Below are 12,809 nucleotides of genomic sequence, written 5' to 3'. Positions count from 1 at the left end.
CCCATCGCACCGATGAACAGCAGGAAGCAGGTGATCTCGAGTGCTGAGAACTCATGGCCCAGGAACATCAGGGTCGTGCCCGCGACTTCTTCGGCATTGCCAAAGATGACGTCGAACTGAACGCTGTCGAACAGGACATAAACCGCAAAGATACCAAGGGCAAAGCCGAAGTCACCGACACGGTTGACGATGAAGGCTTTCATCGCAGCAGCCGATGCCGACGGTTTGGAATACCAGAAGCCGATCAGAAGGTAAGACGCCAGACCAACGCCCTCCCAGCCGAAGAACAGCTGGATCAGGTTGTCGGCGGTAATCAGCATCAGCATCGCAAAGGTGAACAGGCTGAGATACGCCATGAAGCGCGGCTTGTCCGGGTCATGCGACATATAGCCGATGGAATAGATATGAACCATCGAGGACACACCGGTGACAACAATCAGCATCACACAGGTCAGCGTATCAATACGCAGCGACCAGGACGCATCAAAGCTGCCCGAGGAAATCCAGGTAAACAGTTCAATCACAACCGGGTTGCCACCCAGGGCAACATCGACAAAGGCAAAGATCGAAATCACAAAGGCAATCACGACACCGGCAACGGTGACCAGCTGTGCCAGACGATCAGACGAGGACACACCATGATGGTGATGACCATGGCTGTCATGCGGGGCATCCTTTGCGGTCGACATGGCGCCGACCAGCGTGATGGCCCCGGCAAGGATTGCCGCGATCAGGGGCAGGAATACAATCAACGGATACATATCTGCCTTACCCCTTCATCATGTTGATGTCTTCAACCGCGATGGTGCCGCGGTTACGGAAATAGACGACCAGGATCGCCAGACCAATTGCCGCTTCAGCCGCAGCAACCGTCAGAACGAAGATGGTAAATACCTGTCCGACGAGGTCGCCGAGGAACGACGAGAACGCGACCAGATTGATATTGACCGCCAGCAGCATCAGCTCGATCGACATCATGATGATGATGACGTTCTTGCGGTTCATGAAGATGCCGAAGATCCCGAGTGTGAAAAGGATCGCCGCGACGGTCAGATAATGTGCAAGACCGATTTCCATCAGATCCCCCTTCCGACCGGAACTTTTTTGACTTCAAGCGTATCAGCGCGGGTACGCTTGACCTGCTCGGAGATTTTCTGACGACGGACACCTTCACGGTGACGCAGTGTCAGGACAATTGCGCCAATCATCGCAACAAGCAGAACCAGACCAGCCGCCTGGAAGATGTATGCGTAATCGGTGTAGATCAGTTGACCGAGTGCTTCGACGTTGGTCAGACCTGCCGGTGTCGGCTGCGCGAGAACCGCGACCGCCTCATCCGTAAGGGTCCAGCCAGCGCCAACCAGTGCCAGTTCGACAAACAGAACAACCGCAATCAGAACGCCGATCGGCAGGTAGTTCAAAAAGCCCTGACGCATTTCGACAAAGTTAATGTCGAGCATCATGACGACGAACAGGAACAGGACTGCAACCGCGCCGACATAGACGACGACAAGCAGCATGGCGAGAAACTCGGCACCCAGCAGGACGAAAAGTCCGGCTGCGTTAAAGAATGTCAAGATCAGCAACAGTACCGAATGCACCGGGTTGCGAACGGTCACAACCGCAGTCGCGGACAAAACCGCGACGGTAGCAAACAGGTAAAAAGCCAAAGCCTGTACGACCATAAGGTACCCCCTTGGCGAACCGTTGCTGCCCCAATGGCTTACAACGGCCCATGAACTCTCTTTCTAACGATCAGACGCGACACTTACCGATAAGGTGCGTCTGCCTCCAATCGTGCAGCAAGCTCGGCTTCCCAACGCTCGCCGTTTGCCAGGAGTTTGTCCTTGTCATAGAACAGCTCCTCGCGGTTTTCGGTTGCGAACTCGAAGTTCGGACCTTCGACGATGGCATCCACCGGGCAGGCTTCCTCGCAGAAGCCACAATAGATGCATTTCGTCATATCAATGTCGTAACGCGTGGTACGACGCGAACCGTCATTGCGCGGCTCGACCTCAATGGTGATGGCCTGTGCCGGGCAAATGGCTTCGCAAAGTTTGCAGGCGATGCAACGCTCTTCGCCGTTCGGGTAACGGCGCAGTGCGTGTTCGCCACGGAAACGCGGGCTCAGCGGACCTTTTTCGTACGGGTAGTTGATCGTCACCTTGGGCTTGAACATGTATTTCAAGGTGAGCGCCATTCCCGAAACGAGTTCCGCGAGCAGGAAGCTCCGGGCCGTCCGATCAATAAATGACATCGTTTACCTCTCTCTTTCCGATGCGCGGCGATCAGGCCGGGACCTTGTCAAAAACAACGAGGAACGTGGCAACCAGCATGACCCATGCAAACGACAGCGGCAGGAAGATTTTCCAGCCCAGACGCATCAGTTGGTCATAACGGTAACGCGGGAAGGTTGCACGGACCCACAGGAAGATGAACAGAACGAAGCAGATCTTGATGATGAACCAGATTGCGCCCGGGATGAATTCGAGGAACGGCAACGGCGCGCTCCAGCCACCCAGGAACAGAATGGCGCACAGGCCACTCATCAGGATCATGTTCGCGTATTCACCCAGGAAGAACAGCGCAAAGGTCATTGCCGAATAGTCGACGTTATAACCCGAGACCAGTTCGGCTTCCGCTTCGGGAAGGTCAAATGGTGCGCGGTTGGTTTCTGCCAGAATGGATACGATGAAGACGATGAACATCGGGAAGTGATAAACGAAGTTCCACTCCCAGATACCACCGACCTGCCCGCGGACAATGTCGCTGAGGTTCAGCGAACCGGTCGTCAGCAGAACCGAGATGATGATCAGGCCAATCGAAATCTCATACGAAACCATCTGGGCGCCGGAACGCAGCGCGCCAAGGAAGGCGTATTTGGAGTTCGATGCCCAACCGGCCATCACGATACCGTACACACCCAGCGAAGAAATCGCGAAGATGTAAAGAATACCGACATTCAGATCGGCCAGAACCATGCCCTCGTCGAACGGAATAACCGCCCAGGCAATGATTGCCAGAATAAAGGTCAGCATCGGGGCGATGATGAACACGCCCTTGTTCGCGCTGCTCGGAATGATTGTTTCTTTCAGAAACAGCTTCAAACCATCGGCAAGCGGCTGCAGAAGGCCAAACGGCCCCACAACGTTCGGGCCCTTACGGAGCTGAATAGCACCGATGACCTTACGCTCGGCGTAGGTCAGATAGGCGACAGCACCCAGCAACGGCAGAACAATCGCCAGAATTTTGGCGACGATCCAGACGAGCGGTTCAATATATCCGTCCCAAAGAAGTTCCATCGGTCAAACCGTATCTTTTGCGTTTCGTCCCAAAATTGGGACACCCCCTTGCGGGATGAGCGACGATCAGATCGTCGCTCCCCTTACTCAGGCAACCTTCTCGGCAGCCGCATCCTTGACAAAGGCCTCAGTACATTTGGCCATCGTCACCGAAGCACGGCTGATCGGGTCGGTCATATAGAAATTGCGAACCGGCGATACGAAGCCATCAGACTTCATGTCACCTGACACACCGAAATCGGTCCATTCTGCCTTTGTCGGAACGTTCAGCGACGCAAAGGTCGGGCTGAGTTCCACCATACGCGAGCGAACGGCATCGATATTGTTGTATGGCAGGGTCAGATCCAGCGCACCGGAAAGTGCACGAACAATCGCCCAGTCCTCACGCGCGTCACCAACCGGGAAGATCGCACGCCAGCCCTGCTGGGCGCGGCCTTCGGTGTTGACATAGGTGCCATTCTTTTCGGTGTAAGCAGCCCCCGGCAGGATCACGTCGGCTGCCTGCGCGCCGGCATCGCCCATCGCACCCTGGTAAATGACAAATGCCTTTTCCAGTTTGCTCATGTCGACTTCGTCGGCACCCAGCAGATAGACAACCTCGATATCGCCTTTGGCAGCACCATTGAGAATGTCATTGGTTGCCAGACCGCCCTCACCCGGCACGAAGCCGAGATCAAGACCGCCAACACGCGATGCCGCGGTGTGCAGAACGTTAAAGCCGTTCCATTCACCGGAAACCATGCCGTATTTCTCGGCAATGGCGCGGGTGGCAGCAAGAACCGCGTCACCGTCTTCACGGTTCAGCGCGCCCATGCCGACAATGATCATCGGCTTTTCAGAAGCCTTGAGAACCTTGGCGAACTCGTTCTTGCCATCCAGGATTTCCTGGAGGGTTTCCGGACCGGCACCAAGATAATCGTTCTTGTAGGTCGGATCCCACTTTTCACCAATGATGCCAACTTTGAAATCGCCAGCAGTCGTGCGCCAGCGTTTGCGCAGACGGGAATTGATGATCGGCGCTTCGGCACGAACATTGGCACCAACGATCAGGCAGGCATCTGCCTCGTCAATACCGGCAATCGTGCTGTTGAAGATATAGGAGGCACGCGGGCCACCAATCTTCGATCCGTCCTGACGGCAATCAAGGTTCGGCGAACCAAGTTTACCCATCAGGTCTTTCAGCGCGGTCATCGATTCACAATCGACCGTGTCACCCGCAAGAGCGGCAATTTTCTTGCCATCCAGACCGGAAACCTTTGCCTTGATCGCAGCAAATGCTTCGTCCCAGCTTGCCGGCTGCAGCTTGCCATCCTTGCGAACATACGGACGGTCAAGGCGCTGACGTTTCAGGCCATCAATGGCGTAACGGGTTTTGTCCGAAATCCATTCTTCGTTGATATCTTCGTTGGTGCGCGGCAGAACGCGCATCACTTCGCCGGTACGGGCATCGATACGAATGTTCGAGCCAACCGCGTCCATGACATCGACGCTATCGGTTTTCTTGAGCTCCCACGGACGCGCAGTAAACGCATACGGCTTGGAGGTCAGCGCACCGACCGGGCACAGGTCAACCAGGTTGCCTGAAAGCTCGGAATTGATGGAGGCTTCGATATACGGTCCGACTTCGGTGTCCTCGCCACGGTAAACAGCACCCATGGTGCCGACACCGGCGACTTCCTCGGAGAAGCGAACGCAACGGGTGCAGTGGATGCAACGGGTCATGATCGTTTTGACGATCGGGCCCAGTTCCTTGTCCTTTACCGCACGTTTTTTCTCGGCGTAACGTGAAGAGTCAAAACCATAGGCCATGGCCTGGTCCTGAAGATCACATTCACCACCCTGGTCACAAATCGGGCAATCCAGCGGATGGTTGATCAGCAGGAATTCCATTACGCCGTTGCGTGCCTTTTTCACAAGGTCGGAATCGGTTTTGATCACCATTCCATCTGCCGCAGGCATGGCGCAGGATGCGACCGGTTTCGGCGCACGTTCCATTTCCACCAGACACATACGGCAGTTGCCGGCGATTGACAGGCGTTCGTGATAGCAGAAACGTGGGATTTCCTTACCGGCCTCTTCACAGGCCTGAAGGACTGTCGCCCCGGCTTCTACTTCAACTTCAATACCGTCAACTGTTAGTTTCGGCATGTCTCAATCCCTCTCAACAGGCCTCTCTCAGGCCGCGATCCGTGCGCGATATTCCTTGATCCGACGTTCCATTTCGGGACGGAAGTGACGGATAAGGCCCTGAATCGGCCATGCAGCAGCATCGCCAAGCGCACAAATGGTGTGGCCTTCGACCTGTTTGGTCACATCCCACAACAGATCAATCTCATCGAGCGTGGCTTCGCCGCGAACCATGCGCGTCATCATGCGCATCATCCAGCCGGTACCTTCACGGCACGGCGTGCACTGACCACAGCTTTCATGCTTGTAGAATTCCGACAGACGCGCGATCGCGTAGACAATGTCAGTCGACTTGTCCATGACGATCACAGCCGCGGTACCAAGACCGGAGCCGACTTCACGCAGACCGTCAAAGTCCATCAGAACGTCATCACAGACGTCTTTTGGCATCAGCGGAACAGATGAACCGCCCGGAATAACCGCAAGAAGGTTGTCCCAGCCGCCACGAACGCCGCCGCAATGCTTTTCGATCAGTTCCTTGAGCGGGATGCTCATGGCTTCTTCGACAGTGCAAGGCTTTTCGACGTGACCGGAAATGGCAAACAGCTTGGTCCCGTGGTTGTTTTCGCGACCAAAACCGGCGAACCACGAACCACCACGACGCAGAATGGTCGGAACAGCAGCAATCGATTCGACGTTGTTAACCGTGGTCGGGCAACCATAAAGGCCTGCGTTCGCCGGGAATGGCGGTTTCAGGCGCGGCTGGCCTTTTTTACCTTCAAGGCTTTCGATCAGGGCGGTTTCTTCGCCACAGATGTAAGCACCGGCACCGAGATGCAGGTAAAGGTCAAAGTCCCAACCCGAACCACAGGCGTTTTTACCGATCAGACCGGCTTCATAAGCCTCGTCAATCGCGCGCTGGAGGTTGGATGCCTCGTGATAGAACTCACCACGGATATAAATATAGGCCGCATGCGCATTCATCGCGAAGCTGGCCAGAAGGCAACCTTCGACCAGAGTGTGCGGATCATTGCGCATGATTTCGCGGTCTTTACAGGTCCCCGGCTCGCCTTCGTCGGCGTTCACAACCAGGTAGCTCGGACGACCATCAGATTCCTTGGGCATGAAGGACCATTTGAGGCCGGTCGGGAAGCCTGCGCCCCCACGACCACGCATACCGGATGCTTTCATCTCATCGATGATCCAGTCGCGGCCTTTTTCGATCAATGCCTTGGTACCATCCCAGTTGCCACGGGACTGCGCGCCTTTAAGGCCGAAATCCTGGAAACCATACAGGTTGGTAAAGATACGATCCTTATCCTGCAGCATATCAGGCGTCCCCTTCGCTTGCATCAGCATCCTGCGGGGCTGCGCCGCAGCTACAGAATGCCTTCAGAACCTTCGGACCATCGATCGGCTCGCACCCTTTGCGGCCGCTCTGCGGACCGGCTTTCGGCTTCTCGCCCTTTTTGAGGGCATCGAGGATGGCCTTGGTCGTTTCCGGCGTCAGGTCTTCGTAATAATCGTCGTTGATCTGCATCATCGGTGCGTTCACACACGCACCAAGGCATTCGACTTCGATCATGGTGAACTGACCGTCTTCGGTGGTTTCACCAACGCCGATGCCGAGTTCCTTTTTGCAGGTATCGACAACGTCGGCAGACCCGCGAAGCCAGCACGGCGTCGTGGTGCAAACCTGGATGAAGTTCTTACCCACCGGGGCAAGGTTATACATCGTATAGAAGGTTGCGACCTCGTAGACGCGAATGGCCGGCATTTCGAGCATGTCGGCAATGTAATCCATTGCGACAGTCGGAACCCAGTTACCTTCGGTCTGACGCTGTGCCAGATCAAGCAGCGGCATGACCGCGCTCTGCTGGCGGCCTTCCGGATACTTGGCGATGATCTTCTTTGCTTTTTCCTGATTTTCAGGCGTGAAAGCAAAGCTGGTCGGCTGAAGCTCTTTCGGAGCTGGTCTTCTCAAATGGCTCATCGGTCAATCTCACCGAACACGATATCTAGCGACCCGATATTGGCAACGACGTCGGCCAGCATGTGGCCTTTTGACATGAAGTCGATGCCTTGGAGGTGCGGGAACCCCGGGGCGCGGATTTTGCAGCGATACGGACGGTTCGAGCCATCCGAAACAAGATACACACCAAACTCGCCTTTCGGTGCCTCGACCGCGGCATAGCATTCGCCGGCCGGTACGTGGAAACCTTCGGTGAAGAGTTTGAAGTGGTGAATAAGGGCTTCCATCGAACGCTTCATTTCGGCGCGCGACGGCGGTGCCACTTTGTTGTTTTCAACAATAACAGGACCATCCGGCATATTTTTGATGGCCTGTTTGATGATTTTCAGCGACTGCCACATTTCCTCGAAACGGACAAGGAAGCGGTCATAGCAATCGCCGTTCTTGCCGACAGGAATGTCGAAGTCGAATTCTTCGTACGAGTCATAGGGCTGCGATTTACGCAGATCCCACGCCAGACCCGATGCACGGATGTTCGGACCGGTGAAGCCCCAATCAAGGGCCTCTTCGGCACTGACGATACCGATATCGACCGTACGCTGTTTGAAGATACGGTTGCCGGTCAGGACGCGGTCGAAGTCTTTCATAAAGATTTCGTACTGGTCTGCCCATGCGTCGATATCATCAAGCAAGCCTGCCGGAAGATCGGCAGCAACGCCACCCGGACGGAAGTAGTTGGCGTGAAGACGGGCGCCACAGGCGCGCTCATAGAATTCCATGAGCTTTTCACGTTCTTCAAAGCCCCACAGAAGCGGGGTCATCGCGCCAACGTCCAGTGCGAACGCGGTCAGGTTCAGAATGTGGTTCAGAATACGACCGATTTCCGCATAAAGAACACGGATATACTGCGCACGCTTGGGCACTTCGACGCCCATCAGCTTTTCGATGGCCAGGCAATATGCATGTTCCTGGTTCATCGGTGCGACATAGTCGAGACGGTCGAAATACGGGGTCGCCTGAATATAGGTCTTATATTCGATCAGCTTTTCCGTACCACGGTGCAGAAGACCAATATGCGGGTCGGAACGTTCGACGACTTCGCCGTCCATTTCCAGAACCAAACGCAGAACGCCGTGCGCCGCAGGGTGCTGCGGGCCGAAGTTCATGGTCATGTTTTTGATTTTTTGTTCGGACATCAGGCGTTGCCCTCCGCCTTTTCATCACCCGGAAGAACATGCTGGATGCCTTCCCATGGGCTTTCGAAATCGAAATTACGGAAATCCTGAACCAGTTTGACCGGCTCGTAGACAACACGCTTCTGTTCGTCGTCATAACGCACTTCGACATACCCGGTCAGCGGGAAGTCCTTGCGCAGCGGATGACCTTCAAAACCGTAATCGGTCAGAATACGGCGGGGATCCGGATGACCGGCGAAGAAGATACCGTACATGTCCCACGCTTCGCGCTCGAACCAGTCGGCGGCGCTGAACAGCGAAACACAGCTTGGTACCGGGGTATCTTCGTCAGTACGGACCTTCACACGAATGCGCAGGTTATGCTTGAGAGACAGCAGGTGATAGACAACGTCGAAACGCTCAATACGTTCCGGGTAGTCTGCACCACAAACATCAATCAGCTGCTTGAACAAGCAGCCGGTATCATCCCGAAGGAAGGTCAGAACTTTAAGGATATCATCGCGCTTGGCGACGATGGTCAGCTCGCCGTAACGAATCTCGCTTTCGAGAATTTCGTTGGCCAGCTGTGACGCCACCAGATCTTTCAGATCTTTCAAAGCAGCGCTGTTATCGCTGAGCAGTTCGCTCATGCAAGCCCCCTATTACGGATCAGCGTGTCAGGACACCGGTACGGCGGATTTTCTTTTGCAGCTGCATCACGCCATAAATCAGCGCTTCGGCTGTCGGCGGGCACCCGGGAACGTATACGTCCACCGGCACAACGCGATCACAACCGCGTACCACCGAATAAGAATAGTGATAGTAACCGCCGCCATTGGCGCACGAGCCCATCGAAATAACCCAGCGCGGCTCTGCCATCTGGTCATAGACCTTACGCAGTGCCGGGGCCATTTTGTTGGTCAGGGTACCAGCAACGATCATCACGTCCGACTGACGCGGGCTTGGGCGGAAAACCAGACCATAACGGTCAAGGTCATAACGCGACGCCGCCGAATGCATCATCTCAACAGCACAGCAGGCCAGACCGAAAGTCATCGGCCACAAGGAACCGGTGCTTGCCCAGCTTGCGAGTTTATCGAGATTGGCAAGGACAAAGCCCTTGTCGTTCATCTCGTCAAACACGCCCTTAAGCATTGCATCCTGATCCGAACCGGGTGCCAGGGGTGCGCCTGAGTTGGTGCTCACTCCCATTCCAAAGCTCCCTTCTTCCATTCGTAGATAAAGCCGACCGTCAAAACAGCCAGGAAGATCACCATCGATACAAAGCCGAATGTTCCGATATCACCGAGGGTTACAGCCCACGGGAACAGGAAGGCGACTTCGAGGTCGAAAATAATGAACAAGATTGCGACCAGATAGAACCGAACGTCGAACTTGATGCGCGCGTCTTCGAACGGCGCAAACCCGCATTCGTACGCGGACAATTTCTCAACATCCGGTGCCTGCTTGGCAAGAACCAGCGACGCGATGACGATTACCGCCGAAAGACCGACGGCGATCCCGATGAACACCAGGATCGGAAGATATTCCGAAAGAAGCTCTTGCATCTCTCTGACCTCTCAAGAACAGGCCTTTTGACCCGACCAGGTCCCCACCTGGCCAATTACGGCGCACCATAACGTATGCACCGCACAAGTTCCAGTCCCCAAGCACGTTGAACATGCTCTAAGACCGGAAACTTTCTAATCTTTTTACCGTTTACTATCGTCCGATATCGGGCTGGACGTCGAGATGATCAAGACCCAATCGTGCGAAGCAGCATTAGCAACACAAGAAAAGGCGACCGCGGAAAAGACAATTCGCCCCAAAAAAAGACAACAGATGATGGATCATGGCGCGAGCGACGAGACTTGAACTCGCGGCCTCCGGCGTGACAGGCCGGCGCTCTAACCAACTGAGCTACGCCCGCAAAATGACCATCAATCGGCGCGCCTTTGTTAGACCACCCCCCAAACCAAGTCAAGCAGCTAGCAACGATTTCAACCCATTCGACAATTGCGCCCGCAAACATCACCCTTTGCGGGGTAATTTGCCCCCGAAATTGTACGGCATTAATCAATTTTGTACATTTAGGGCGCTTTATACCGATGGGGCTTTGCAAAGGGGTGTCGGCTTTTATAGAATTGTTGACAAATAACCCCTATCTTACGGTGCGATAGAGGCAGGTTCGGGCGTCAGGTTCCACCCCGAACAGAGTCATTACGACGGAGAAGACCACCCGTGGGGCGCGTAAAAGAAGAATACAGATCACTGGCCGGACCTGAAAAGGCAGCGATTCTCATGCTTGCTCTTGGGGAAGAGCACGCAACCAAGATGTTCAGCATGATGGATGACGAGGAAATCAAAGAGATTTCCCAAACCATGTCGAGCCTGGGTACGATCAACTCTAATATCGTTGAGCGCCTTTTTGTCGAATTCGCTGACCAGCTTTCTTCAACCGGGTCACTGGTCGGTTCGTTTGATACCACCGAACGCCTGCTTTCCAAGGTTCTGCCAGAAGACCGTGTGAACGGCATCATGGAAGAGATCCGCGGTCCTGCGGGTCGTACCATGTGGGACAAACTGAACAACGTGAACGAAGCGGTTCTGGCGAACTACCTTAAAAACGAATATCCGCAGACCGTCGGTGTGGTTCTGTCCAAACTCAAACCCGCACATTCTGCGTCGGTTCTGTCTCTTTTGCCGGAAAACTTCTCGATGGAAGTCATCATGCGTATGTTGCGCATGGAAGCGGTTCAGAAAGAAGTCCTCGATAACATTGAAAAGACGCTGCGCACCGAGTTCATGTCGAACCTTGCGCGCGGTTCGCGTGGTGATAACCACGAACTGATGGCGGATATCTTCAACAGCCTTGACCGCCAAAGTCAGGACCGTTTTCTTACTGCGCTTGAAGAGCGCAACCGTGATTCGGCCGAGAAGATCAAGGCGCTTATGTTCACCTTCGAAGACCTTGCGCGGCTTGACAACAACGGCGTTCAGACCCTGCTGCGTCAGGTCGAAAAGGACAAACTTGCCCTGGCGCTGAAAGGCTCGACCGATCAGATGCGCGACCTGTTCTTCAAGAATATGTCCGAACGTGCCGGCAAGATGATGAAGGAAGATATGGACGCGCTTGGACCGGTCCGTCTGTCAGACGTCGAAGAGTCGCAGATGATGATCGTCCAGCTGGCCAAGGAATTGGCCGCACAGGGCCAGATCGTCATTTCCGAAGGCGGTGCCGAAGACGAAATGGTCTTCTAGACCCAGACAAAATACCGCAACTGCACAAACACCAAAGGAACAGCCAATGCTGTCCCTTTTTTCGTTCGTCAGGCGCGATCAGATGGGGAAGTACCCCACGTTAAGCTTAGCTACCCTGCCCTAGCCGAGAATGACGTTAGGAACCGGATCAGAGATCGACTGAATTTCCCAGCGCAGGCGGTTCTGACCGTTGATTTCACGGAACTCTGCCGCGTTGTGGCTCCGAACACCTGCGGTCGTGCGGACCTCGATCTTGCCAGTCATCTGGTAGCCGAGGGCTGTCAGGCGGTCCTGATACTGATCAGGCACAAAACCGCCCCGAATTTCAACGGTGTTTCGTTCGGAATTAAAGAACATTTCCAGTATGCGCGATTGCCGACGAACAAAGACGAAGCTTTTTTCGCGCATGATGTTGCCGCGCTTTTCATAGACCATGTTAAACACACCGCGCCCGGTATAGGTCAGCTGTCTTACAGCCGAATCGCGCTTGAGATCTGCCAGAACCTTGGCGACCTTTTCCTTTTCACCCTCCGCATCCAGGCTTTTATCCAGAAGGCCTTGGGTAATGTTTGGCTGCACCAGCAAACCACGGTAGCTCAGCCGGTAATCGCCATTACGCTCCATGGACAGATCAATGGTGAAGGCCTCCGGCAGATAGCAGCTGGCAAGCATTACCGGCAGGCACAGAACGATCAGAACCTGTCGGCATATCGACCATGTTTGACGCGCGAAACGCTTTGGCATTACGACAAGGCTAATACGCTCAGGGCCAGACGGATGGCGGGCCGGATTACTGTTCATCTTGAAGGTTCCGATTCTCTTGACCATGGCATCAACAGTGCCTGTCTGCCGACCAAGCGTCAACTTATACAAGCCCCTGTCCGAAGGACGATATGGGGAAGCAAAGCAACTGCTTACAAGGCGTCGGGATACGCAAAATCCGGAAACGAAAAAAGGCAGCCTTTAGGGCTG

14 protein-coding genes and 1 tRNA gene are annotated in these 12,809 nt (G+C 54.7%); 1 reads left to right on the top strand and 14 read right to left on the bottom strand.

Annotated elements, in window-relative coordinates; all coding sequences use genetic code 11:
* The 13 genes from B2T33_RS04070 to B2T33_RS04010 form a co-directional block, all read right to left on the bottom strand.
* On the bottom strand, positions 1 to 761 hold a 761-nt coding region (locus B2T33_RS04070; RefSeq protein WP_286791219.1), incomplete at its 3' end, for a proton-conducting transporter membrane subunit.
* Positions 762 to 768: 7 nt separating this feature from the next.
* The gene (gene nuoK / locus B2T33_RS04065; RefSeq protein WP_007089416.1) at positions 769 to 1,077 is read right to left on the bottom strand and encodes an NADH-quinone oxidoreductase subunit NuoK; all 309 of its coding nucleotides are present in this window, start codon (positions 1,075 to 1,077) and stop codon (positions 769 to 771) included.
* Positions 1,077 to 1,685, bottom strand: coding sequence for an NADH-quinone oxidoreductase subunit J (locus tag B2T33_RS04060; RefSeq protein WP_008891222.1), 609 nt, complete (start codon positions 1,683 to 1,685; stop codon positions 1,077 to 1,079). The genes nuoK and B2T33_RS04060 overlap by 1 nt, the downstream gene beginning before the upstream one ends.
* 83 nt (positions 1,686 to 1,768) lie before the next feature.
* The gene (nuoI, locus tag B2T33_RS04055) at positions 1,769 to 2,257 is read right to left on the bottom strand and encodes an NADH-quinone oxidoreductase subunit NuoI (protein ID WP_008891223.1); all 489 of its coding nucleotides are present in this window, start codon (positions 2,255 to 2,257) and stop codon (positions 1,769 to 1,771) included.
* 31 nt (positions 2,258 to 2,288) lie between these two features.
* Entirely contained in the window at positions 2,289 to 3,302 is a 1,014-nt protein-coding gene (gene nuoH / locus B2T33_RS04050) for an NADH-quinone oxidoreductase subunit NuoH (protein WP_008891224.1), read from the bottom strand.
* Between the two features lie 87 nt (positions 3,303 to 3,389).
* On the bottom strand, positions 3,390 to 5,450 hold the full coding sequence (gene nuoG / locus B2T33_RS04045; protein ID WP_286791215.1) for an NADH-quinone oxidoreductase subunit NuoG: 2,061 nt from the start codon (positions 5,448 to 5,450) through the stop codon (positions 3,390 to 3,392).
* A 27-nt stretch (positions 5,451 to 5,477) separates the two neighbouring features.
* Positions 5,478 to 6,758, bottom strand: coding sequence for an NADH-quinone oxidoreductase subunit NuoF (gene nuoF, locus B2T33_RS04040; protein ID WP_008891226.1), 1,281 nt, complete (start codon positions 6,756 to 6,758; stop codon positions 5,478 to 5,480).
* Between the two features lies 1 nt (position 6,759).
* Positions 6,760 to 7,422, bottom strand: coding sequence for an NADH-quinone oxidoreductase subunit NuoE (gene nuoE / locus B2T33_RS04035; protein ID WP_286791214.1), 663 nt, complete (start codon positions 7,420 to 7,422; stop codon positions 6,760 to 6,762).
* On the bottom strand, positions 7,419 to 8,597 hold the full coding sequence (locus B2T33_RS04030; protein ID WP_064781505.1) for an NADH-quinone oxidoreductase subunit D: 1,179 nt from the start codon (positions 8,595 to 8,597) through the stop codon (positions 7,419 to 7,421). Before B2T33_RS04030 ends, nuoE begins: the two co-directional genes overlap by 4 nt.
* Complete coding sequence (locus B2T33_RS04025) at positions 8,597 to 9,226, bottom strand: NADH-quinone oxidoreductase subunit C (protein ID WP_008891229.1); 630 nt, start codon at positions 9,224 to 9,226, stop codon at positions 8,597 to 8,599. Before B2T33_RS04025 ends, B2T33_RS04030 begins: the two co-directional genes overlap by 1 nt.
* A 19-nt stretch (positions 9,227 to 9,245) precedes the next feature.
* The gene (locus B2T33_RS04020) at positions 9,246 to 9,788 is read right to left on the bottom strand and encodes a NuoB/complex I 20 kDa subunit family protein (RefSeq protein WP_040823994.1); all 543 of its coding nucleotides are present in this window, start codon (positions 9,786 to 9,788) and stop codon (positions 9,246 to 9,248) included.
* Positions 9,779 to 10,144 carry an NADH-quinone oxidoreductase subunit A gene (locus tag B2T33_RS04015; protein ID WP_008891231.1) on the bottom strand — a complete coding sequence of 122 codons (366 nt, stop codon included), beginning with the start codon at positions 10,142 to 10,144 and terminating at the stop codon, positions 9,779 to 9,781. Before B2T33_RS04015 ends, B2T33_RS04020 begins: the two co-directional genes overlap by 10 nt.
* A gap of 285 nt (positions 10,145 to 10,429) precedes the next feature.
* Positions 10,430 to 10,506 (bottom strand) — tRNA-Asp (locus B2T33_RS04010).
* A gap of 311 nt (positions 10,507 to 10,817) precedes the next feature.
* On the opposite strand from B2T33_RS04010, the gene fliG reads away from it, so the two are divergent.
* Positions 10,818 to 11,837 carry a flagellar motor switch protein FliG gene (gene fliG, locus B2T33_RS04005; protein ID WP_008891232.1) on the top strand — a complete coding sequence of 340 codons (1,020 nt, stop codon included), beginning with the start codon at positions 10,818 to 10,820 and terminating at the stop codon, positions 11,835 to 11,837.
* A gap of 120 nt (positions 11,838 to 11,957) precedes the next feature.
* Here fliG and B2T33_RS04000 read toward each other — a convergent pair whose 3' ends face one another.
* Positions 11,958 to 12,638 carry a hypothetical protein gene (locus B2T33_RS04000; RefSeq protein ID WP_286791213.1) on the bottom strand — a complete coding sequence of 227 codons (681 nt, stop codon included), beginning with the start codon at positions 12,636 to 12,638 and terminating at the stop codon, positions 11,958 to 11,960.
* Positions 12,639 to 12,809: the final 171 nt, after the last annotated feature.

Origin of the sequence: Thalassospira sp. UBA4513 (assembly GCF_002388495.1) — a bacterium.
In the GTDB taxonomy this organism is placed as follows: Bacteria; Pseudomonadota; Alphaproteobacteria; order Rhodospirillales; family Thalassospiraceae; genus Thalassospira; species Thalassospira tepidiphila.
Note: the sequence above shows the minus strand (reverse complement) of the source record. Positions and strands in the feature narration are given on the sequence as shown.